Annotated in this window: 18 protein-coding genes, 1 tRNA gene and 2 pseudogenes; 14 read left to right on the top strand and 7 right to left on the bottom strand. The window is 59.4% G+C overall.

Annotated elements, in window-relative coordinates; translation table 11 throughout:
* The first annotated feature begins 9 nt into the window (after positions 1-9).
* The 4 genes from OKC44_RS10410 to OKC44_RS10425 all read left to right on the top strand — a co-directional run bounded on the left by OKC44_RS10410 (position 10) and on the right by OKC44_RS10425 (position 5,465).
* Entirely contained in the window at positions 10-432 is a 423-nt protein-coding gene (locus tag OKC44_RS10410; RefSeq protein WP_016350898.1) for a MerR family transcriptional regulator, read from the top strand.
* 37 nt (positions 433-469) lie between these two features.
* On the top strand, positions 470-1,231 hold the full coding sequence (locus OKC44_RS10415; protein WP_226031617.1) for a substrate-binding periplasmic protein: 762 nt from the start codon (positions 470-472) through the stop codon (positions 1,229-1,231).
* A gap of 48 nt (positions 1,232-1,279) precedes the next feature.
* Positions 1,280-4,180 carry a DUF748 domain-containing protein gene (locus OKC44_RS10420; protein WP_270812685.1) on the top strand — a complete coding sequence of 967 codons (2,901 nt, stop codon included), beginning with the start codon at positions 1,280-1,282 and terminating at the stop codon, positions 4,178-4,180.
* Between the two features lie 688 nt (positions 4,181-4,868).
* Positions 4,869-5,465, top strand: a complete 597-nt coding sequence (locus OKC44_RS10425; RefSeq protein WP_011705937.1) for an acetate uptake transporter — start codon at positions 4,869-4,871, stop codon at positions 5,463-5,465.
* Between the two features lie 82 nt (positions 5,466-5,547).
* Here OKC44_RS10425 and OKC44_RS10430 read toward each other — a convergent pair whose 3' ends face one another.
* Both OKC44_RS10430 and OKC44_RS10435 read right to left on the bottom strand, forming a co-directional pair.
* Positions 5,548-6,357, bottom strand: coding sequence for a zinc-dependent peptidase (locus tag OKC44_RS10430; RefSeq protein WP_270812686.1), 810 nt, complete (start codon positions 6,355-6,357; stop codon positions 5,548-5,550).
* 18 nt (positions 6,358-6,375) lie between these two features.
* Complete coding sequence (locus OKC44_RS10435; protein WP_270812688.1) at positions 6,376-6,813, bottom strand: GNAT family N-acetyltransferase; 438 nt, start codon at positions 6,811-6,813, stop codon at positions 6,376-6,378.
* Between the two features lie 314 nt (positions 6,814-7,127).
* Between OKC44_RS10435 and OKC44_RS10440 the strand changes: the two genes are divergently transcribed.
* Together OKC44_RS10440 and OKC44_RS10445 are read left to right on the top strand one after the other, a co-directional pair.
* On the top strand, positions 7,128-8,627 hold the full coding sequence (locus OKC44_RS10440; RefSeq protein WP_011705934.1) for an alanine/glycine:cation symporter family protein: 1,500 nt from the start codon (positions 7,128-7,130) through the stop codon (positions 8,625-8,627).
* 98 nt (positions 8,628-8,725) lie between these two features.
* Positions 8,726-9,621: pseudogene (locus tag OKC44_RS10445) on the top strand (replication endonuclease); the annotation flags it as partial.
* Between the two features lie 516 nt (positions 9,622-10,137).
* On the opposite strand, the gene OKC44_RS10455 reads toward OKC44_RS10445, so the two are convergent.
* The gene (locus tag OKC44_RS10455) at positions 10,138-10,821 is read right to left on the bottom strand and encodes an HNH endonuclease signature motif containing protein (protein ID WP_270812691.1); all 684 of its coding nucleotides are present in this window, start codon (positions 10,819-10,821) and stop codon (positions 10,138-10,140) included.
* A 661-nt stretch (positions 10,822-11,482) separates the two neighbouring features.
* Between OKC44_RS10455 and OKC44_RS10460 the strand changes: the two genes are divergently transcribed.
* Together OKC44_RS10460 and OKC44_RS10465 are read left to right on the top strand one after the other, a co-directional pair.
* A tRNA-OTHER gene (locus OKC44_RS10460) sits at positions 11,483-11,582 on the top strand.
* A gap of 4 nt (positions 11,583-11,586) precedes the next feature.
* Positions 11,587-12,411: a hypothetical protein gene (locus OKC44_RS10465; protein WP_270812693.1), complete on the top strand. Its 825-nt coding sequence runs from the start codon at positions 11,587-11,589 to the stop codon at positions 12,409-12,411.
* Between the two features lie 148 nt (positions 12,412-12,559).
* Here OKC44_RS10465 and OKC44_RS10470 read toward each other — a convergent pair.
* Positions 12,560-12,810, bottom strand: a pseudogene (locus OKC44_RS10470) (ogr/Delta-like zinc finger family protein).
* A 220-nt stretch (positions 12,811-13,030) separates the two neighbouring features.
* Here OKC44_RS10470 and OKC44_RS22155 point away from each other — a divergent pair.
* On the top strand, positions 13,031-13,141 hold the full coding sequence (locus tag OKC44_RS22155; RefSeq protein ID WP_333563248.1) for a hypothetical protein: 111 nt from the start codon (positions 13,031-13,033) through the stop codon (positions 13,139-13,141).
* Positions 13,142-13,224: 83 nt separating this feature from the next.
* Here OKC44_RS22155 and OKC44_RS10480 read toward each other — a convergent pair whose 3' ends face one another.
* A complete protein-coding gene (locus OKC44_RS10480) occupies positions 13,225-14,031 on the bottom strand; it encodes a crotonase/enoyl-CoA hydratase family protein (protein WP_017779666.1) in 807 nt (268 codons plus the stop codon).
* Positions 14,032-14,206: 175 nt separating this feature from the next.
* On the opposite strand from OKC44_RS10480, the gene OKC44_RS10485 reads away from it, so the two are divergent.
* The 5 genes from OKC44_RS10485 (at position 14,207) to OKC44_RS10505 (ending at position 20,524) form a co-directional block, all read left to right on the top strand.
* Positions 14,207-15,994 carry a putative nucleotidyltransferase substrate binding domain-containing protein gene (locus OKC44_RS10485; RefSeq protein WP_270812697.1) on the top strand — a complete coding sequence of 596 codons (1,788 nt, stop codon included), beginning with the start codon at positions 14,207-14,209 and terminating at the stop codon, positions 15,992-15,994.
* Positions 15,995-15,996: 2 nt separating this feature from the next.
* The gene (locus tag OKC44_RS10490; RefSeq protein WP_270812698.1) at positions 15,997-16,623 is read left to right on the top strand and encodes a 3'-5' exonuclease; all 627 of its coding nucleotides are present in this window, start codon (positions 15,997-15,999) and stop codon (positions 16,621-16,623) included.
* Positions 16,624-16,732: 109 nt separating this feature from the next.
* Entirely contained in the window at positions 16,733-17,044 is a 312-nt protein-coding gene (locus OKC44_RS10495; RefSeq protein ID WP_073350521.1) for a DUF485 domain-containing protein, read from the top strand.
* On the top strand, positions 17,041-18,696 hold the full coding sequence (locus OKC44_RS10500) for a cation acetate symporter (protein ID WP_270812699.1): 1,656 nt from the start codon (positions 17,041-17,043) through the stop codon (positions 18,694-18,696). The genes OKC44_RS10495 and OKC44_RS10500 overlap by 4 nt, the downstream gene beginning before the upstream one ends.
* Positions 18,697-18,931: 235 nt before the next feature.
* Positions 18,932-20,524 carry an ABC-F family ATPase gene (locus OKC44_RS10505; RefSeq protein WP_011705884.1) on the top strand — a complete coding sequence of 531 codons (1,593 nt, stop codon included), beginning with the start codon at positions 18,932-18,934 and terminating at the stop codon, positions 20,522-20,524.
* A 227-nt stretch (positions 20,525-20,751) separates the two neighbouring features.
* Here the strand turns inward: OKC44_RS10505 and ppiD are convergent, their stop codons facing one another.
* Both ppiD and hupB read right to left on the bottom strand, forming a co-directional pair.
* Positions 20,752-22,665, bottom strand: a complete 1,914-nt coding sequence (gene ppiD, locus OKC44_RS10510) for a peptidylprolyl isomerase (protein WP_270812700.1) — start codon at positions 22,663-22,665, stop codon at positions 20,752-20,754.
* A gap of 151 nt (positions 22,666-22,816) precedes the next feature.
* Positions 22,817-23,089, bottom strand: coding sequence for a nucleoid-associated protein HU-beta (hupB, locus tag OKC44_RS10515; RefSeq protein ID WP_005315375.1), 273 nt, complete (start codon positions 23,087-23,089; stop codon positions 22,817-22,819).
* Positions 23,090-23,252: the final 163 nt, after the last annotated feature.

Genomic DNA, 23,252 nt, shown 5'->3' on the forward strand with positions numbered 1-23,252 from the left:
AGCCCCGCCATGTCCAATACCCTCGCCCACGGGCTCGCCGGCAAGGAGGTGACCTACAGCATCTCCGAGCTGGCCCACGAGTTCGACATCACGCCGCGCACCATCCGCTACTACGAGGACGAGGGGCTCATCACCCCGACCCGGGAGGGGCAGACCCGCATCTACAGCCACAAGGACAAGATCCGGCTCAAGCTGACCCTGCGCGGCAAGCGCCTCGGCTTCAGCTTGGCGGAGATCCGCGAGCTGTTCGACATGTATGACACCGATCGCTCCAGCAAGACCCAGCTCAACTCCATGATCCAGCTCATCGAGGCCAAGCGTCACTCCCTGCGCCAGCAGCTGGAGGATATCCAGATGGTGATGGCCGAGCTGGAGGCGGCCGAGCAGCGCTGTGTTAATTCCCTTAACAGCTTGAAAACCAGCGCAGATTAACCGAATCTGGGATCAACTCTGCCTGCTGGAATACCCCATGAAACGCTGGTGCTGGTTGTTGCTGCTGCTCTGCTGTACGGCATGGGGCCACCCGCTGATCCGGGTCGGTGGCTACCCCTATGCCCCCTTCGTCGTCAAGGACGACAGCGGCCACTATCGCGGGCTGACCCTGGATCTCATCGCCCTGCTCAACGACATCCAGCAGGATGTGCACTTCGTGTTCGTGCCCACCTCGGCCCCCCACCGCTACAAGGCGCTGGCCCTCGGCCGCTTCTCGCTGATGTTGTTCGAGGATATCCGCTGGGACTGGAATGCCGATCAGGTGCGCATCAGCCGTCCGCTGCTGCTGGGTGGCGAGCGCTACGTCGCCCTCAAGGCACCGGGGCGGGATCAATCCTTCTTTGACAACCTGGCGCAACGCCAGCTGATCGGGGTCAGCGGCTATCACTACGGCATCGCCGATTTCGACGCCACCGCGAGCACCCTGAAGCAGCGCTTCAATATCACCCTGGTCAAGGACAACATCAGCGCCCTGCAGGGGCTGTTCAAGGGGCGCGGCGAGGTGGCCATCCTCAACCTCTCCTACCTCAACCAGTTCGACAAGGAGTACCCCGAGCAGGCAAGCCAGCTGCTGCGCTCCAACCGGTGGGATCAGCAGTATGAGCTGCGAGCCCTGCTCAGCCCGGACGCCGGGATCTCGGTACAGCAGCTGGAACAGTGGCTGGCCCGGCTGAAAGAGAGCGGGCAATTGGCAAGCCTTTGGACAAAGTACGGCGTACAGCATCAAGTGGCACCATGATCATGCCCTGAAAGTTTGTTACCCTATGCGCATCAATTGGAGACCCTCATGCCCAAGCCTCTGCGTGCCCGTCTGCTGCGCTACGCCCTCTACCTCTGCGCCGCCCTGCTGCTCTCCCTGCTTATTCTGTTATGGCAAGCCCCCACGCTGACCCAGCGCCACCTGCCGAGCTGGCTGGCCAAACACTACGGCCTGCACCTGAACCTGGGGGAGATCGACGTCGGCCTGCGCCACCCCTCCCTCGCCATCGGCCCCACCACCCTGTTCGATGACCAGCAGCAGCCCCTCGTCGCTTTTGAACGCCTGCAGCTCATCCCCTTGCTAGGGGAAAGCTGGCGCCAGCGCGCCCTGATCCTCGGCGAGGCTCGTCTCGTCAAACCAACCGTCAACCTGGTGCGACTGGCGGATCAAGGCAAAACCGTCCGCTTCAACCTGACCGAAGCGCTAGCCAGCCTGCTCGCGCCAAGTGACGCCGCGACCACCGACAGCAGCGCCCCCTTGCTGGTGCAGATCAACCAACTGGCGGCAGAGCAGGGTCACATCGCCTATCAAGACAGCCGCAAGCAGAGCAGCCCCGGCTGGGTGCCCAGCCTGACCCTGAGCGAGCTCGACCTGCAACTGCCGACCTTCTCCACCGCCCCTGGTCGCGCCAACCCCTTTGTGCTCGCCGCCACCCTCAACCAGCAGAGCCCGCTCAAGGCAAGCGGTGAGCTCGACATCATGAGCGGCGCCGGCAAGGGTAAGATCAGCCTCGGCAAGCTGGCGCTCGCCCCCTTCGCCCCGCTCTGGGCCCCTTATCTCGACGTCAAGCTGGCCAAGGGCGAGGCCAACGCCGAGCTGGCCTACCAGATAGTCGAGGGCAAGCAGGGGCTGAGCTGGCAACTATCCAAGGGCAAGTTGACCCTCAATGACTGGCAGCTCCAGCGTCGCAAGGGCGGCGAATTTGCCCGCTTCAAGCAGCTGGCGCTGACCGGCATCGCGCTCGACGGCAACAAGCAGGCGCTGCAGATCGACCGGCTGGAGCTCAAGGCACCGGCCGTCAGCGCGGTGCTCGATGCCAACCAGCAGCTGGATCTGGCGACCCTGCTGATCCCCCAGCCGCCGGTCAACACCAGTAAAGCCGCCAAACCGGCGGCGCCGGGCAAACCCTGGCGCTGGAGCCTCAAGCAGACTCGCATCGAACAGGGCCAGCTCAAGCTGACCGAATCGAGCAGCGGGAAACCGCTACTGCGCGATCTCTCCGCCCTGACGCTGGCGCTGGGTCCGCTGGGCAGCCAGAGCGGACAGAGCGCCCCGCTCACCTTGAGCGGGGCGCTCAACAACCAGGCGAAACTGGACTTTGACGGCGACCTCGCCCTCACCCCCTTCAGCCTCAACGGCGAGATCAAGCAACAGGGCCTGCCGCTCAGCTGGGCCCAACCCTATCTGCAGGATCTGCTGCGCATCAGCGTGCGCGACGGCCAGCTTGCCAGTCGCACCAAGCTGGCGCTGGCCACCGATGCCAAGGGGACATTGAGCAAGCTGGAGCTGAGCGGCGGGCTCGATATCGAACGGCTCAACGTGCTGGATCGGGCCGACAACCAGCGCCTGCTGCAAATTGAGCAGTTGCAGCTGAGCGGCCTGCACTATGACGGCATCAGCCAGCAGGTGAAGATAGACGACATCCTGCTGCGCAAACCCTTCGCCCGCATCGAGATCAACGAGGACAGGGTCACCAACGTGCAGCAACTGCTGCTGCCGCAACCCGCAACGGCCAAACCCGCCAGCAGCGATCCGGCCCCCCGCGTCAGCATCGCCCAGGTCCGCACCGAGCAGGGCAATCTGCGCTTTGCCGATCGCAGCCTGAGCCCGGAATTTGTGGTGGACATCGCGGCCCTCAGCGGCCAGAGCCGCCACATCAGCAACATCCCCGGCCAGCGCTCCGAGCTGGCCTTCAACGGCAAGGTGGATCGCTACGCCCCGGTGACCATCCGCGGCGGCACCAACCTGCTGATCGAGCAGCCGGTGCTGGACGTGGCCGTCACCTTCAACAATCTGGAGCTCACCACCTTCACCCCCTACTCCAGCACCTACGCCGGCTATGCCATCGACAAGGGCCAGCTCTCCATGAAGCTCAACTACCAGTTACAGGGCAACCGGCTGGAGGGGGACAACGACATCACCATCAAGAAGCTGCAGCTGGGGGAAAAGGTCAAAAGCGAACAGGCCAAGGATCTGCCGCTGGGGCTGGCGGTCGCCCTGCTGAGCGATGCCAACGGCGTCATCCAGATGAACCTGAAGGTGAAGGGCAATCTGGATCAGCCGGACTTCAGCCTCGGCAACATCTTCTGGGACGTGCTCGGCAACACCCTGCGCAAGGCGGTCACCTCCCCCTTCTCGCTGCTCGCCTCCCTGGCGGGCGGCAGCGAGGATCTCGATGAGCTGCCCTTCCTGCCCGGGGAGCCGGATCTCACCCCCACCCAGCAGGAGAAACTGGCCAAACTGGCGCAAGCCCTCAAGGACAGGCCCAAGCTCAGCATGAATATCCGCGGCAAGGTCAACTTCAACGAGGAGCGCCCCATCCTGCAGCGCCAGAAGCTCGAGCGAGTGCTGGCCAAGATCACCGGCGGCCCGGTGGACCTCGAGCTGCTGGATCAGGACCCCGCCATGCAATCGGCGCTGGCACAAGCTTATGAGGCCCGTTTCAACGAAGATCTCGGGGATCTGGCCGATCGGCTGAAGCTCGATGAAGAGAGCCCGGCCCTGCGCGCCCAGGCGGTTCTTCTGCTGCGGGATCAGCAGCTCATCACCGCCAAGTCCCTGCGCAATCTGGCCATGCGCCGCGCCCAGAACACCAAGGAGTTTCTGGTGGACCGCCAGGGGATCGCGCCGGAGCGGCTGTTCGTGCTGGACAGCCAGGTCAAGGAGGCCGACAAGGAGGCCAAGGTGGTGCTGACTCTGGACGATTGAGCCGCTGACCTCAGCAGGATGAGGGGGATGCCATCCCTCTCATCCTGCACGTGGCACGCTCGTCTCCTCCTTGTAGCCGCTGCCACATGCATTCCTCGCCGCAGCCTTGCTTTACCCTTGCTGCAGCCAGCCAATGGCTATCAGCAATTCAACTACCGCACGGCCACGCCTGCGTGCGATGACACAGCCACTTATCGGCCAGGATTTTCTCACTCAGCCCCCTAGCCTTCGGTCGTTTCGCTCCTCAACCCCCTCAGCGAACCAGTCCGGCGCCTAACAAGTCCGACACAAAGGCCCCTGCTCAACCTTGTCGATGCTGCGAGCAGACAGCTTGGCCGTTTGCCTTAACCAAGCAATAAACACCTCTTGTCTGATGGCATATGAGGGCATTTTTTATCCTCAAACGTACTCGGGCTTGGCAATGGGCATCCCGTTGACGGCACTGCTCAGCCCATCCGCCCGAATTGTATGAAACTTTCAGAATCGTGCTGCTCAATACAATTTATCAACCTTGTCCGTACCATTCATTCACCTGCCATCTACCTGGATCGCACGAATGGTCAGTTGGGTAAAAAATCCCGTTATTTTTTTACCGTTTCGACCATTCCCCCCCTTGCCCAGCGCCAAGAGCCTGCCTAAAATCGCGCGTCTTTTATCAACCCCCACCTCTATTTTTGGAGAACGCCACGTGAGCGAAAAATTGGCCAACCCTGCCCCTCTGGGTCTGATGGGTTTCGGTATGACCACCATTCTGCTGAACATCCATAACGCAGGTTTCTTCCCCATCAGCGCCATGATCCTGGCCATGGGCCTGTGCTATGGCGGTCTGGCCCAGATCATCGCCGGTATCATGGAGTACAAGCGCGGCAACACCTTCGGTGTGACTGCCTTCATCTCCTACGGCACCTTCTGGTGGAGCCTGGTGTTCCTGCTGGTGATGCCGACCATGGGTCTGGCCGAAGCCACCCCGCACGCCTACATGGGCTGGTACCTGCTGATGTGGGGCATGTTCACCCTGTTCATGCTGATCGGGACCGTCAACTACCCGCGCGTGAAGCAGTTCGTGTTCGCCTCCCTGACCGTGCTGTTCTTCCTGCTGGCTGCCCGTGACTTCACCGGCAGCACCCTGATCGGCACCATCGCCGGTTTCGAAGGCATCATCTGTGGCGCCAGCGCCATCTACCTGGCCATGGCCACCGTGATCAACGAGCAGTTCGGCCGTACCGTGATGCCGATCGGCGATCACAAGAAAGCCGCCGCCGTTCAGCTCAAAGCCGCTGCCTAAGCACCCGGCCGACACAGCTGTCACGAAAAAGGCACCCCGCGGGGTGCCTTTTTGTTGGGCGCGATTTGCCAGGATCGCCCGGCTAGCCGTGATACTCGGGCTCCCCCGCCAGCAGCCGGGTGGCCGGAAAACGCGCGGCCGGTTGCTGGTCGAAGAAGCGGGTGAACTGCTGGTACACCGCCGGATAGGTGTCGCGCAGGCGCAGCGGATCGGTGAAAAAGCACTCGCTGCACACCGCAAAAAATTCAGCCGGGTGCGAGGCGGCGTAAGGATCGATGGCAGTAGGCTCGTGACGCTCCAGCTGCCCCTGCATGGCATCGAATGCCGCCTGCAGCGCACCGCTCCACTGGCGTGGCTCCATGCCCGCCGGCAGCGGCGGCGCCCCGTCGGCCTCCCCTCCCAGCATGTCGAGCTTGTGGGTCAGCTCGTGGATCACCAGATTGAAGCCGTCCCAGTCCCCGTCCTGCTGCAGCTCGCTCCAGGCCAGCACCAGCGGCCCCTGCGGCCAGGATTCGCCGGCATTCTCCTCTTCAACCTCGCTCACCAGCCCGAACTCGTCCTGCACCTGTTGTCGGCGCACCACCGGCTCGGGGATCAGGATGATCTCGTGAAAGCCCCGATACCAGTCGAGCCCCAGGTGCAGAATGGGCAGCGCCGCCTGCAACGCCAGCACCGCCTGCTGACGGGGAGTGAGTGACACCCCGAGCTGGGTCAGGGTCTTGCGGGCCAGCAGCTGCTGCGCCAACCCGATCAGGGTCTGCTCCTCCTCCCGGGAAAAGCCCTGCAAAATGGGCACCGCGGCCAGGGCCTGCTGCCACTCCAGCGCGCCAGGCCCATTGTCATCTTGCCGGGACGCACCACCAAACACACTTCGTAAGCGGGACCAGAACACGCAGACTCCTCTTGCTGATCAGACTGTTTTCACAAACCGTTTCGGACGCTCGACATACCCCTGCGCCAGATAGAAGCGATGGGCCCCCTCCCGCTTGAGGCTGCTGGAAAGCTCCAGCTGGCAGCAACCCTGCGCTCGTGCCCGCTCCTCTGCCGCCACCAGCAGGGCGGTGCCGACGCCGCGTCCCCTTGCACCCTCATCGACAACCAGCGCCGAGATCAGGCCCCACGCTGGTGCAACGTGCAGCGGGCTCAGCCAGTGCCACACCAGCACGCCCGCTATCGCGTCCCCCAGGCAGGCCACCAGCACCTCGCGGGCCGGATCTTGCGCCAGCCAGCGCTCGCCCAGCATCTGCGAGCTGACCGGGTAACCCAGCTGGCCAAACAGGTCGGCCATGGCGGCCGTATCCTCGGCACACGCCGGGCGGATCATCGCGATTTCTTGCTCCATCTTCATCCTTGGCCTTGATTTTGCTCTCCCTCTCCCGCCGCAGAGCACCGACGAAAGAGGAGATGATACCGGGCCGGCACCGCATTCTGTCCAGTTGCACCGGCCATTTGTTAATGTCAATTCACAAATTAACAAGATAACAACATATTTCGCTGGGAAGCCCCAACACAAATCGATATGTTAAAACCCGCGGACTGGCCAGTGGAAACATCCACCGACCCGTCCCACACCATAACGAGTGACCCCAGGGTCACCACCTATTTGAGGGAGCGGGGCACAGACCCCGCCAACAAGACAGCACAACAAAGGAGTTGTTGTACATGAATGAGATCGTCAATGCCATCAATGGTGTTATTTGGAGCCCGGCGCTCATCTATCTGTGTCTGGGGGTAGGCCTCTACTTCTCCCTGCGCAGCCGCTTCCTGCAACTGCGTCACATCAAGGAGATGATCCGGCTGATGTTTGATGGCAAGAGCACGGATGCGGGGGTCTCCTCCTTCCAGGCGCTGGCCATGACCCTGGCCGGCCGGGTGGGTACCGGCAACATCGCCGGGGTCGCCACCGCCATCACCTTTGGCGGCCCGGGTGCCATGTTCTGGATGTGGATGGTGGCCTTCCTCGGCTCCAGCTCCGCCTTCGTGGAGTCCACCCTGGGCCAGGTCTACAAGGAGAAGATCAACGGCGAATACCGCGGCGGCCCGGCCTTCTACATTGAGAAAGGGCTCGGCATGAAGTGGTACGCCTGGACGTTCGCCATCGCCACCATCTTTGCCTGCGGCGTATTGCTGCCGGGGGTGCAGGCCAACTCCATCGGCGCCAGCCTGCAAACCGCGTTTGATATCGATCCGAACGTCACTGCCGCCGGTCTGGCGCTGCTGCTCGGCTTCATCATCTTCGGCGGCGTCAAGCGCATCGCCAACTTCGCCAGTACCGTGGTGCCCTTCATGGCGCTCGGTTACATCATCGTCGCCTGCGTCATCATCGCCCTCAACATCCACGCCCTGCCCGGCGTGATCCTGCTGATCTGGAAGAGTGCCTTCGGCTTTGATGCCGGCTTCGGCGCCATTCTGGGTCTGGCCATCATGTGGGGGGTCAAGCGCGGGGTCTACTCCAACGAAGCGGGTCAGGGTACCGGGCCGCACGCCTCCTCCGCCGCCGCAGTAAGTCACCCGGCCAAACAGGGCCTGGTGCAAGCGTTCTCGGTCTACATCGACACCCTGTTCGTCTGCTCCGCCACCGGCTTTATGCTGCTCATCACCGGCCTCTACAACGTGCAGGGTCCGGATGGTGCCGCCCTCTACACCGGCATTGCTGGCGTGGCAGCGGGCCCGGGCTACGTGCAGACCGCCATGGAGAGCATGATGCCTGGCTTTGGCAGCATGTTCGTGGCCATCGCGCTGTTCTTCTTCGCGTTCACCACCATCGTCGCCTACTACTACATCGCCGAGACCAACATCGCCTACATCAACCGCAAGGTGAACCGTCCCTGGCTGACCTTCGTACTGAAATTGACCCTGATGGCCTCCACCGTCTATGGCACAGTGAAAACCGCCGAGCTCGCCTGGGGCATGGGTGACATCGGCGTCGGGCTGATGGCCTGGCTCAACATCATCGCCATCCTGCTGCTGCAAAAGACCGCCTTTGCCTGCCTGCGCGACTATGAAGCGCAACAAGCCAAGGGGCTGGATCCGGTGTTCCACCCGGAGAAACTCGGCATCAAGAACGCCGACTACTGGGCCGGCCACCGCTCCGAAGACAACCTGGAGCAGGAGAAATCCGGTCACCCCTTCGAACCGGACCAGGATCGCAAGATCTCCTGATCGCGCACCACTCCCCAACAAAAATGGCAGCCTCGGCTGCCATTTTTATTTTTTCAAAATAAATAAAAATAATTTAAATCAATATATTATGCTCAACCCATGCCGTGGCTTGGGCCAGTTGGTGGGGCATTCGCACCTTCCAACAGTTCGGGGGCCTCAGTCGGGGTATGGCGCGGCTGCGCCGCATCAGCAACGCCAAAAGCATGCCGATCTGGTTGGCCCGCCCAAGCCAGTGCTGCAAGACCCGCGCTTTGAGGCGGCCCGCTTTGCCGCTGATAACGGCATTTTTCGCTGCTACCTGCACGCCATGGGCGGCGCACTGGCGCCCCGTGCCAAACACCCCATCAAGCTGGCCCACCTCATCGAGGAGCAGGCCAACAGCCATGGCGAAGATATCAAGCGCCTGATGGGCATTACCTCCGCTCGCCTGGGCATCAAGACCCGCCTGCAAGGGTGGGAAATTGTGCCCGCCGGCACCCATGAAGCCAGGAAAGCCGCCGAGGCTGCAGCGAGGGGGGTTGGGGTTCAGACGGGCGACCGCCCGGCACCTTGGAGCTCTGACAATAACTGTACGCGGCCGAATCCAGCGGCTTTCGCGGATCAGTTGATGGCAGAGCAGTGGGGGTTATCGCCCTTCTCTATCGGGCGTCTGCACTCAGGCGCCAGCGTCACGGCGGACGGTTTCACCCTCTGGCTAGAGAATGACCAACTGCAATCCAGCCGCCACGGTCGCCCTAGCGATGACGAGGCAAGGCTGATGCAGGAGTGGCAACAGGAAAGGGCCGATCAGCCTGCCGAGCAGGACCAGCCAGATGAATACGCGGTACCTGAAGAGGATCAGGACTGGCCGATGCTGGTTGAACTGTGCGGCAAGGTTTACCAGGCGCAAGGCCACGCTGGGGCGCACCACTGGATCGAGATGCTGCCGGAGCCCTATCAGTCAGAAATGTGGCGGGTGCTGGAGGTACTGGACACCCCAGAGTGGATGCAATAACAGAGCGACTGCAGCGAGGGGTGGGTATGAACAACAAACAAAGCGTAAGCTGCGAGGAATACCGCAGCCTGGATAATAACCTGCATCCTGCAGCAGCGCTGGCCAGCCAAAGAAATCAACCAATGGTTGGAGCTGCTTAAGGGCAAACAGCAGCACGTGGCCTGCACCATCCTGCGCCGCACCACCTCGCCCCACGCAACTGACCCTGCCGGCCATCGCGCCCGAGGAGCCGACTCCGTATCAGACCAAAACCAACCGCCCCACGGTATAGGTGCATTCCGTTGATGGCCGACCAGTGGGTTAGCACCGTGTTGCGGAAGGACTCACCCAGTGGTTATCGAACAGAGTGGCACAATTCGCAATGTCGTCACCTGCAGCCTGCAGCCCTTCTGTGTAGAGCCGGATAGCCCAACCGAACGTGCCAACTCGGGCGCCACCAAACAAACCTGCACTTAACCAGATGATGTCTTACCTGCAGCAAGTTGAGGAGGGAGTGAATTTATAAACACCAAAATATTAGCAATCAATTCCTGCAACCGCAGCAGCTCTAAGCAATCGCGTATATTCATCGCACACGCTTTTTGCTGCTGCTGTGAGTACCGAGACAACGTTATAATAACGGTCTTCATCATATTCTTTTGGGATTTCAAAGTGATCACCACCATACCTACCGCGGTACGTCTCCTTCGAAATAGCTCTTGACAAATTCCAGCACGCATCCTTTAGTCGAAGACTAATTTCATTTAGTGTAAGATCATTGAAACTTGAGAATGGGTCATTCCATATGTGTATAACATCATGGATTGAATCAATAAACTCATTTGACAGCAGCCCTGTAAATTCATTGCTACGCAAATTATTAAAAAGATTTCTCTTCAAGAATTCTTGAGAAATTATTTCATATGCACGCATGTCAAGAGTGTTCACTGGCACAGAAAAAGATGTAGAGCCTGAAATATATATTTTCAGTGACTTCCTATCAATTTTGTCGGCATGTGCCATAGCATGATGCTTCCGGCACAACAAAATTAAATTCTCTATTTTATTATTTTCACGATTTTGATCTATATGATGCATTTCTAAATATGTATGCTCATTGCAATTTCTTACCTCACAACGATGGCCAGCTCGAGTCTTCACTTCCCGCTCTAGTTCAGCATTGATGCGAGGACGTTCAGAGGAATAACGTTTATCAACCATTTTAACCTCATAACAACTTCAAAATAGTTATAATATTTCAGTACGCACAACAACATAACTTTTTATTATGTTTCCATCTAAATAAAATTATTAAAATACAATTTCCTACCTACCCTACATTTAATCTAAACCAGATGGATACCGCATGACGTTTTAGTTCCAACGTAGCTCCTTAAAACCAAGAGTAAGAGAGAACAACCATTAAATAAGCTGCGAGAAGAGCCTCTTTTGGAGCTGGCATTGTATCAAACAACATTCATCTCAGTCAGCCAAAATTTATCTACCAAGTAAATTTCTGGTTGAGTTAACTAGTTGATTGCGCTCATCCGAGATGATGATGGGAGCAACTACGGCTACGTATAATGTGACACGACCCCTTTTTCGACATGTACGGCACCTCTTATCTAAACTATTAACCGTACTGAAACGATAGCCTTGTGACCGCTCGGCCCTGCCATATTTTTTATGCAAACGTATGCAGCCCCCATAAACTTGAACCAAACGCCAAACCATGATATAAGATTATTTTTTAAATCAAAGCCTTAGTTTAACCACAACAGGCAGGTTATTTTTCATTCAAAAAAATATCCACAGAACCTATCGACAATGTTGTGCTTTTTAGTATATTCTCCAAGAAAGATAAGTTTTGACAGAAATACTAGCGCCTGTCGTCTTATGGAAAGATGTTCCACTTCACAAGGGTCTTTTATTGATCCTCTTTAAATGGAAAGACGCAAGTTCGAGTCTTGCCTGGTGCTCCAAAAAATGAAACAAACTCCCGCACGAACCCGTTTTAAATCTTATTTTGGTCAAGCAAATCACTACTTAGTCACGGCGTTAGTTGGATTGCATCATCTCGACTCCAGTAACATCACTTCTGCCCCACCAGAACTACACGCTGCATGGAATCCAAAAAACAAAAAATCATCTATACAACGAACTAAAATATTTGCCCTTCAATCAATTCTTGGTTCAGCCGTAGATGCGATAGACATGTATATTTCGCTTCTATATCGCAAACCTAATTATCTTAGTAATACACGACTAGAGTCAGAATTAGATGCAGCCAACAGGTCTGTTCAAAAGAAAGTCATAGCCGTTGCTTCACATTATCAGGTAGAACCATGCTTATTCGCCCTCCTAGATATTCTAATTACTTGGCGAAATAATGTCATTCATGTGTTAGCAGAGAATACTCTTCGTGTAGAGACGAGAAAAACATTAATAGATAACAAAGATAAAATAGCTGAATGCTACAGAGGTTTAATCATTGACAACCTTGCTGACAAAGCAGAAAAAGGTGATGGCTTAACCTTCAAAGAAGCCGCATCACTGATTAATGCGGCTCACCATTTTGTAGAGCAAGTTGATTCTGCCGTTATAAAAGCCATAGATATAGATGTTCTTTGTCTACGTTTAGTACAAGACGAAATAGATAACAAAGAAAAAAGTAATTCTTTTTACATAAAATATAATTCTTTAACTCCTGAAAAACGCCAAAGATTTGTAAGAATTTGGCTCGCAAACAATTATGGAATCGTTGACATAGATGAAGCATTAATTGAGCGCTGCTCGAATCTAAAACGATAAATCACCTGTTTGGGTGCTGAAAACATTCAGCCAAGTAGCTCAGCACACGTAGAAGGCGAAAAAATGATGGAAGTGGGTGCCGTCGGGCAATCTGTAGGCTAGTTTAGCTGTTTTCTATCATTCGAGATAAGAAAAAGGACTGGGGGCGCTATTGCGCCCCCAGTCCTTTCAGAACCAACTGCCGCCCCTCTGGCGTGAGCGACCCCATCAAGCTCAGCACCAGCTGGTTCGTAGTCTTGGCCGAGGGGCTTAGGGTGTGGGCGAACGACAAGGTGGCCACCCAGCTGTGGCCACACTCGGCGTCGGTGCACTGACAGTAGAGATCCGAGACATCATCGCTCAGTCGGTTGGTCTTGGTAATGCGGCCCGCTGGCCACACACTTTGCAATAAACCCGCATAGCCCCCTTTGCTATCCAAATCAACAGCCTGTCTTGCCACAGCAAACACTGAGGCCTGCGATACGACCGATTACACCGCCGTCATCTGGCCCAATCACAATCGCTGGTCCTGCGACGGCATCCCGTGCAAGCGCTCAAGACCGAAGAGGCCGGTGGCAAGTAGAAGCTGTTCGCCATCCTCTGCCCGAATCGGGATCTCATTTACTACAACCAGAGCGGCCTGTATCAGTTCTGCTCCATCGAGCCGATCGAGCAATTCGCCGATCTGGAGCGCACCTACCTGCTGGGCCTCGGCGTCACCGATGAGCCCAACCCGAGGATAAGGAAATGAAACCAGAACGGTTCGACCAGATGCTGGGGGCCCTCAATGGCCTTGGCACCAGATCGATACCATTTCTTGTTTATCCCTGCCTGTCAGAGCGCATTGCGGCGCGGCCCGAACGGCAGACGCCAGCGAAACAGGCTGTTGAGGGTGGCGCGCCACTGGTTGGGGCGTCCCAGGATCTGCTTTTGCAGCCGGGTCTCTTCTTTGAGCATCGCCTCGTCGCTGCGGGCCCAGGCCTGGTTGTAGAGCTGCTTGATCCCCGCCAGCGCGTCCGGCGACTTGGTGATGAGGGTTCTCGCGAACTCCCGCGCCTGGGCCAGCGGATCGTCGCAGACCCGGCTCACCAGCCCGAGGGACTTGGCCTCCGGCGCCGGCAGCTCGCGTCCGCTCATGGCCAGCTCCATGGCGGTATCCACTCCCATCAGGTTGCGCATGGTGACGCTGCCACTCATGTCGGGGATGATGCCCCACTTGATCTCCATCACCGAGAAGCGGCAATCGGGGGTGCTGAACCGAAAGTCGGCGCCGAGCGCAATCTGCAACCCGCCGCCAAAGCAGACCCCCTGGGTCACGGCGATCACCGGCACCGGCAACTGATGCCAGCCATAAGCCACCCGCTGGGCCAGGTTGGTGGCTTCATCGGCCTCGCGTTTTAAAATCTCGAGCGCCGCCACCGGCTGCTTGAGCATGGATTTCACATCCAGCCCGGCACAAAAGGCCCGCCCCTCCCCGTGCAGGATCACCGCCCGCAACCCCTTGTGCTGGCGCAGCTGCTCGAGTACCCCGTCGATGGCGCTGAACATGGCCCTGTCCAGCGCATTGAGCTTGTCGCCCCGCGCCAGCATCACCTCGGCGATGCCGTCCCGGATCTCGCATTTGACCCTTGGTTTTTCCATTTTCCCCTGTCCTCTCCTGAGTTCGTACTGGTCATACCACCACGTTATCAGAGTGTTATCGCCAGGTACAGCGAGGAGCCCGGTTTCCCACTGCTGCGGCGCGTGCGACTAAAGTCGGCTGGCTGGCCAGGCGCTGCTTTGTCAGACTGGCTTGACCCACCGGCCAAGGATTGCCATGACCAGTCTGTTCAACTTTGCCCGCCCGCCGTTTGACTGCCTGACCGAAGAGGAACGTCAACGGCTCGAGCAGCACCTCTCCATCTGCTACTTTCGCGCCGGCCAGCCAGTGCTCAAGGCAGGCGATGCCCCCCCTGGCCTCTATCTCGTCCTTAAGGGGGCGGTGGAGGAGTCGAGCCCCCATCATCAGTTTGGCGACTATGGCGAGGGGGACCTGTTCGATGTGCGCGCCCAGTTCGACGGCCACTGCCGCCACCAGTTCAGTGCGCTGGAAGATCTGCTCTGCCAGCTGATCCCCAGAGCCACCTTCATCGAGCTGTGCGAGGGCAACCCCGCCTTCGCCCGCTACTTCACCGCCAGCCTGGCACAGCGGCAACAGCAGCAGGAGCAGCGCGCCCAGCTGGGGCAGAAGAATCTGGCGGAGTTCATCCTGACCCGCATCGAGCCCGGCCATCTGCAGCCGGCACTCATCGTCGACAGCCGCCTGTCGCTCTTGGCCGCCACCGAAGCCATGGTGGCCAAGGGCACCGACTGCCTGCTCTACCCGGCCACGGATGGCAGCCTGAGTCTGGCGACCCGCAAGACCCTGCTGCACGCCCTGACGCTCAAGGGACTGCCGCTGACGACGCCGCTGGCGGTGCTGGATCCGACCCCGCTCATCGGCCTGCCACTGGACAGCTATCTGTTCGACGCCCTGCTGCTGATGACCCGTCATCGCATCAAGCGGCTGGTGGTCTGGCAGGGGCAGGCCGTCGCGGGGATCCTGCACCTGACCCAGGTGCTCGGCCTCTTCTCCACCCACTCCCATGTGCTGACCCTGCGCATCGCCCGCGCCGACACCCTGCCGGCGCTGGAGGCAGTGGCCCGGGAACAGCAACAGCTGACCCGCTCCCTGTTCGGCCAGGGGATCCATACCGCCTTTTTGATGAAGCTCATCGCCACCATCAACGAGCAGCTGATCGCCAAGGCCTTTGCACTGGTGATCCCGCCCGCAGTGCAGGAGAAGGTCTGCCTGCTGATGCTGGGCTCGGAGGGGCGCGGCGAGCAGATCCTCAAAACCGATCAGGACAATGCCCTGATCCTGCCCGCCGACCTGCACTGGCCGACCCAGCAGGCCGACCTGGCCGCCTTCAGCGATCTGCTGGCCCGGCTCGGTTACCCGCCCTGCCCCGGCCGGGTGATGGTCAACAATCCGGCCTGGGTCAAGCCCCTGGCGCTCTGGCAGCAGGAGATCGAGCGGGCCTGCGTCGAGGCCAGTGAAGCAGACTTGCTCTGGCTCGCCACCCTGGCCGACGCCCACCCCATCGCTGGCGATCGTGCCCTGCTTCCCCCTCTCGCCCGCAAGTTGCGCGAGCAGCTGGCCGAGCGGCGAGATCTGCTGGCGGAGATGGTGCGACCGGCGGTGGCGTTTCATGCGCCGCTCACCCTGTTTGGCCGTCTGGAGCGGGCACCGGAGGGGCTGGATCTGAAACGTGGCGGCCTCTTCCCGCTGGTACACGGCATTCGCATGCTGGCGCTGGAAGCCGCCATTCTGGAGACCTCTACCCTGGCACGGATCGAAGCGCTGGTGACGGCTGGGCGGCTCAGTACCGGTTTTGGCGACAATCTGGCAGAGGCGTTCCGGTTGTTCGTCCGCTTGCGGCTGCGCAGCCAGCTCAAGGAGGGGGAGAGCCGGGTACAAGTCAATGACCTCAGCCACGGCGAGCGGGATCTGCTGCGCCAGGCGCTGCATCAGGTGAAGAAGTTCCAGCAGTGGCTCACCTTGCACTTTCGTCTGAGGCAGTAGCCATGTTGAGCCGCCTGCGCCGCCATTGGCATGGTCGCCGCGTTCAAGATCCGGCGTTTACCCCGCTCTATGCCGATCCACCCGCCGACGAGTGGGTGGCCCTCGACTTCGAGACCACCAGCCTGGATCCCGCCCAGGCCGAGATCGTCGCCATCGGCGCGGTGCGCATCCAGGGCAACCGGGTGCTGACCGGCGAGGCACTGTCCATCCGGGTGCAAGCGCCGGCCAGCCTGAGCGAACATTCGGTGGTGATCCACGGTCTACGCCATCAGGATCTGCAACAGGGCATGACGCTGGAGGCCGCGCTGCGCCTGCTGCTCACCTTTATCGGCCCGCGCGAACTGGTGGGGTATCACATCTCCTACGACCTGCGGATCCTCAATCTCGCCTGCCAGCGATGCTGGGGGCTGACCCTGGCGCAGCGCGGGATAGAGGTGAGCCGGCTCTACCACGATCACCTCTATCGCCGCTATCCCGATGCCGCCATCGATCTGCATCTGGCCACCATCAGCAGCCACCTGGGCCTGCCGGCCCTGCCCGCCCACGACGCCCTGAGTGACGCCATCACTGCCGCCCTCATCTTCTTGCGCCTCACCCGGGGCGGGTCACTGGCTTATCCCAAAGTCTAATTGTCCACAAATAACATTTGATTCACATTTTGCTTACATGAGCAGCCCTGCTGCTCGGTAGGGACCTCCCTTCATTCACCGCCGACACTCAATGTCATGGAGCACTGCAATGGAACAGCAACCGTATCTTCGGATCCAGCAAGATCCCAACTTCCAGGAGCTGGTCGCCAAGCGCCAGCGCTTTGCCTGGTCCCTCTCCATCCTGATGCTGGGGCTCTATCTGGCCTTCATCATGCTCATCGCCTTCGCTCCCGGCTGGCTGGGCACCCCCTTGAGCGAAGGGTCCACCATTACCCGCGGCATCCCGGTCGGAGTCGGCCTCATAGTTTCCTCCTTCGTGTTGACCGGCATCTATGTGTTTCGGGCCAACGGCGAGTTTGACGAACTGAACCAGAAGATCCTCAAGGGAGCCCAATCATGAAAGGCAAGTCTCTGCTGTTGCTGGCCACGCTGGCCTCCTTCCCCCTGTTGGCAGCCGATGCGCTGACCGGCGAGGTGCATCGCCAACCGCTCAATATCTCGGCCATCGTGATGTTCGTGATCTTCGTGGCGGCCACCCTGTTCATCACCTACTGGGCCTCCAAGCGCAACCGTTCGGCCTCCGACTACTATGCGGCCGGCGGGCGCATCACCGGCTTCCAGAACGGTCTGGCCATCGCCGGTGACTACATGTCCGCCGCCTCTTTCCTCGGCATCTCCGCCCTGGTCTACACCTCCGGCTACGATGGCCTCATCTACTCCATCGGCTTTCTGGTGGGCTGGCCCATCATCCTGTTCCTGATCGCGGAGCGGCTGCGCAACCTCGGCAAGTACACCTTTGCCGACGTGGCCTCCTACCGCCTCAAGCAGACCGAGGTGCGCACCCTCTCCGCCAGCGGCTCGCTGGTGGTGGTCGCCCTCTACCTGATCGCCCAGATGGTGGGCGCCGGCAAGCTGATCGAGCTGCTGTTCGGCCTGCAATACCATGTGGCCGTGGTGCTGGTCGGCATTCTGATGGTGCTCTACGTGCTGTTCGGCGGCATGCTGGCCACCACCTGGGTGCAGATCATCAAGGCGGTGATGCTGCTCTCCGGTGCCAGCTTCATGGCCATCATGGTGATGAAGTCGGTCAACTTCGACATCGGCACCCTGTTCAGTGAAGCGGTCAAAGTGCACGAGAAGGGCATCGCCATCATGAGCCCGGGCGGTCTGGTCGCCGATCCCATCTCCGCCATCTCGCTGGGTCTGGCCCTGATGTTCGGTACTGCCGGCCTGCCCCACATCCTGATGCGCTTCTTCACCGTGAGTGACGCCAAGGAAGCGCGCAAGAGCGTGTTCTATGCCACCGGCTTTATCGGTTACTTCTACATCCTGACCTTCATCATCGGCTTTGGCGCCATCCTGCTGGTCAGCACCAACCCGGACTTCAAGGACGCCACCGGCGCCCTGCTGGGCGGCACCAACATGGCCGCCATCCACCTGGCCGATGCGGTGGGCGGCAGCCTGTTCCTCGGCTTCATCTCCGCCGTGGCGTTTGCCACCATCCTGGCGGTGGTGGCCGGGCTGACCCTGGCCGGTGCCTCGGCGGTGTCCCACGATCTCTATGCCAGCGTCATCAAGAAGGGCAAGGCCAACGAAGCCGACGAGCTGCGCGTCTCCAAGTACACCACTGTGGTGCTGGGAGTGGTCGCCATTGGTCTCGGCATCCTGTTCGAGAAGCAGAACATCGCCTTCATGGTGGGGCTCGCCTTCTCCATCGCCGCCAGCTGTAACTTCCCGGTGCTGTTCCTCTCCATGTTCTGGTCTCGCCTGACCACCCGCGGCGCCGTCTACGGCGGCTGGCTGGGGCTGGTGAGCGCGGTCAGCCTGATGATCCTGGGCCCGACCGTGTGGGTGAAGGTGCTGGGCCATGCCCAGGCCATCTTCCCCTACGAGTACCCTGCCCTCTTCTCCATGGCGGTGGCCTTCGTCGGGATCTGGCTGTTCTCGGTCACCGACAAGTCACAAAATGCGCTCGACGAGCACGCCAAGTTCTTCCCGCAGTTCGTTCGCTCCCAGACCGGACTGGGGGCAGCCAGCGCCAGCGCCCACTGAACCTTCGATTGACGGTTGCAAGCCGGCCCCCGGGCCGGCTTTTTTCATGCCGACAGGCAGTGGTCAGCGCCCGTTGCAATCCGATCAACGCGTCCATGGCCGCCAGGGTACGCGAGCACACAGCACCACCCTCTGTATCCCCCCTGCAATAGGCCCGGATCACAGTTCTTGCTAAAACTTTCGGGGGATCTGTGCCATAATGCGCGCCATTTGACAGATCAACCGGGACATTCCAGTGCTTTCAAGCAATAACATCACCATGCAGTTCGGCGCCAAGCCGCTGTTTGAGAACATCAGCGTCAAGTTTGGCGGCGGCAACCGCTACGGCCTTATCGGTGCCAACGGCTGTGGCAAGTCCACCTTTATGAAGATCCTCGGCGGCGATCTGGAGCCCACTGGCGGTAATGTGAGCCTGGACGTCAACGAACGTATCGGTAAGCTGCGTCAAGATCAGTTCGCCTACGAAGAGATGCGCGTACTGGACGTGGTCATGATGGGTCACACCGAGCTGTGGGCCGCCATCGCCGAGCGCGATGCCATCTACGCCAACCTGGAAGCGACCGACGACGACTACATGAAGGCCGCCGAGCTGGAAGGCCTGGTCGCCGAGTATGACGGCTATACCGCCGAATCCCGCGCAGGCGAGCTGCTGCTGGGTGCCGGCATTCCCATCGAGCAGCACAACGGCCCGATGAGCGAAGTGGCCCCGGGCTGGAAACTGCGGGTGCTGCTGGCACAGGCGCTGTTCTCCAACCCCGACATCCTGCTCTTGGACGAACCGACCAACAACCTGGACATCAACACCATTCGCTGGCTGGAACAGGTGCTCAACGATCGCGAGAGCACCATGATCATCATCTCTCACGACCGTCACTTCCTGAACTCCGTCTGCACCCACATGGCGGATCTGGACTACGGCGAGCTGCGCGTCTACCCGGGCAACTACGACGAGTACATGACGGCCGCCACCCAGGCCCGTGAGCGCCTGCTGGCCGACAACGCCAAGAAGAAGGCCCAGATCGCCGATCTGCAATCCTTCGTCTCGCGTTTCAGCGCCAACGCCTCCAAGTCCAGCCAGGCCACCTCCCGCCTCAAACAGATCGACAAGATCAAGATTGAGGAAGTGAAGGTCTCCAGCCGGCAAAACCCCTTCATCCGCTTCGAGCAGGAGAAGAAGCTCTACCGCAACATCCTGGAGATCGAAGGCGTATCCAAAGGCTATGGCGAGGCTCCGCTGTTCAAGGGCCTCAACATGATGCTGGAAGTGGGCGAGAAGGTCGCCATTCTGGGTACCAACGGTATCGGTAAATCCACCCTGATCAAAACCCTGGTGGGCGCGCTGGCACCGGACACCGGTACCATCAAGTGGTCCGAAAACGCCCAGATCGGTTACTACGCCCAGGATCACGCCGAAGACTTCGACACCGATCTCAACGTGTTCGACTGGATGGCCCAGTGGAAACAGGAGAACGAAGACGAACAGGCGGTACGCTCCGTACTGGGCCGTCTGCTGTTCTCCCAGGACGACATCAAGAAGCCGGTCAAGGTGCTGTCCGGTGGTGAGCAGGGCCGCATGCTGTTCGGCAAGCTGATGATGCAGCGCCCCAACATCCTGATCATGGATGAGCCGACCAACCACCTGGACATGGAATCCATCGAATCCTTGAACCTGGCGCTGGAGATGTACAAGGGCACCCTGATCTTCGTCTCCCACGACCGTGAGTTCGTCTCCTCCCTGGCGACCCGCATCCTGGAGCTGACTGAAGATGGCATCCGCGACTTCGGTGGCACCTACGAGGATTACCTGCGCACCCAGGGTGTGGTGTAACCCCCTCCTGCCCGCACATCCCGTCAATGAAAACCGGCACCTGAGTGCCGGTTTTTTTATGCCAGTGATATCTGCCGAACGATGCGGATCATCCCGTGCGTCATATCCCCTTCCCCCTGCCAGGACTGGATTGTCATCCCGCCAGAAAGGAGACCGAACAGCGCCTTGCAGAAAAAGAAACGGCCCCATCAAGGGGCCGTTTTCACATCGATTGAAGTCGGTTCGATTTATTCGACCGTGGCTTCCACGTCGGTGAAGTACTCGATCTTGGCAGACTTGCGCAGCTCGTCGATGAGAGACTTGTAGCTCACCTGAGCCTTGCCCTGACCCAGCTGGCCTTGCAGCAGCTTGGCCATGCCAGACGGCTCCTTGGCGACAGTCACCTTGTCCAGGGCCACCACCACGCGGTCGCCATTGGCTTCGGTCACCAGCTCGACGCTAGGCTTGCCGTCGATCGGATGAGGCATGCGGAAGGCTTGCGCCACCAGGTTCTGATCCAGATCCTGAGCGAAGCGGGCTACCCCGTCATGATTCTCCACCTTCAGACCCAGCGCGGTCAGCTCGGCCTGGATATTCTCGCCAGCCTTGAGCTTGTCCAGCAGACCCTGCGCCTTGCCACGGGCCACTTCACTGGCCTTGTCGTGCTTGATGGCTGCAATCACCTGCTCCTTGATCTCCGCCAGCGGTTTGGCCGCTTTCGGCTGGTGACCGGTGATGTGCATGACCAGCGCCTTGCCATCCGCCAGCTCGATCACGTCGGAGTTGGTGTTGTCATCGCGCAGCTGCTCGGAGAAGGCGGCGGAGAGTGCCTTGGGATCGTTGAGCGGTGCCGGTGCATCAGCCTGGCTGAAGTAACCGGTGGACTGCACCTTCAGACCCATGGTGTCGGCGGTCAAGTCCAGTGAATCCGGGTTCTCGAAGCTGCTGTCGGCCATCTTCTGCTGCTCGGCAAAGAACAGCTCCTTGGCCTTGTCTGCCTGCAGACGGCTGATGGTCTCTGCTTTCACATCGGCAAACGGCTTGGTCTGGGCCGGTTCAACCCCCAGCAGCTTGATGACGTGGAAACCGAACGGGCTCTTCACCACGGTGGAGAGATCGCCGGCCTTGGTCAGTGCAAACGCGGCCTTCTCAAACGCCGGATCCATCACCCCTTTCTCGAACCAATCCAGCTCACCGCCTTTTTTGGCGGAGAAGGTATCGGAAGAGTCGGCCTTGGCCAGCGCGGCGAAATCGTCACCGGCCTTGGCTTTGGCCAGCACGGCCTCGGCCTTCTGCTCGGCGGCTTTCTCGTCCTTGCCGAACGGGATCAGGATATGAGCCACATGACGACGCTCGGCACGCTGGAACAGATCCTGGTGCTGATCGTAGTAATCCTGGGCATCCTGCTCGCTCACCTTGACGTCTTTGCCAAGGGTGGCAGCGTCCAGCAGCAGGTAGTCAACCTTGACCTGCTCGTCATTCATGAAGTGGCTGCTGTTGGCCTTGTAGTACTGCTCCACCTCTTCATCGGAGACTTTCACGTCCCCTAGGTAGGCAGATGCGGCCAGGCGCACCAGACGCAGATCGCGAGTCTGGTTGTAGAGCTTATCCAGTTGCTCGGCTTCACCCTTGAGTGCAAATTCGGTGCCCAGCAGGGCGCCCATCAGTTGCTGGCGAACCATGTCCTGGCGCAAGGAGTCACGGAACATCTCCGGGGTCATGCCGGCACGGCGGATCAGCTGCAGATAGCGATCGTTGTTGAACTTGCCATCTTCGGCAAACTCGGGCATGGCGACGATGGCCTGCTTGATCTGCTCATCGCTGACGCGCAGACCCAGTTCACGGGCCTTGCTGTCGAACAGGGCCTGATCGATCAGACGGTCCAGCACGCCACGGCGGAACTGCTTCATGTAGTCAGGATTGGCGGCCAACTGGCTGAAAGACTCCCCCATTTGGGATTCCATGCGGGCCCGCTCGTTGCGATAGGCATTTTCCAGCGCAGCGGAGCTGATGTCATTGCCGTTGACGGTGGCGGGGGCGGTACGAGCCGGGCCGTTGAGGTAGCTACCTACACCGGCCAAGGCAAAGGAGAGGATGATCAGGCCCAAGATAACCTTGGCTACCTTGCCCTGCGCCCCTTCGCGTAGTTTATCCAACATCATGTTTGTACTTATGCTCCCGAACTCGATGGGCGTAAATAATGAAAAGGCGCACCGATTGCGATGCGCCTTGGTCAATCAGTATGAGGGAGAGCCCTCTCACTTGTCTGGTCTGTGACCAAGGACGGTGGCCGATGTGATATCAGCGCCCGGCTTAGTTGACAGCGTCTTTCAGGGCCTTACCGGCTTTGAAGGCAGGAACTTTACCAGCGGCGATTTCGATGGTCGCGCCAGTTTGCGGGTTACGGCCAGAACGGGCAGCACGCTCGCGCACGGCGAAAGTACCGAAACCTACCAGAGCAACCTGGTCACCCTCTTTCAGGGCTTCACCCACGGCGTCAATGAAAGCATCCAGCGCACGGCCAGCAGCGGCTTTGGAGATATCAGCACCGTCTGCAATCTTGTCAATCAGTTGAGATTTATTCACTCTTATATTCCCCTTTTATCGAACATCGCTGCGGCGCCGATTTCCCTGGCCACAACAAGTGGAGGTTTTATAGCAAGCCTCCTGATCAGTTGCAAGTGACAATCTAGCGCAAACCCGCGCCACATCACGCATTGCGACTCATCATGAGTACCCGATCGGTGGT

Origin of the sequence: Aeromonas sp. S41-2 (assembly GCF_027705845.1) — a bacterium.
GTDB lineage: Bacteria > Pseudomonadota > Gammaproteobacteria > Enterobacterales > Aeromonadaceae > Aeromonas > Aeromonas hydrophila.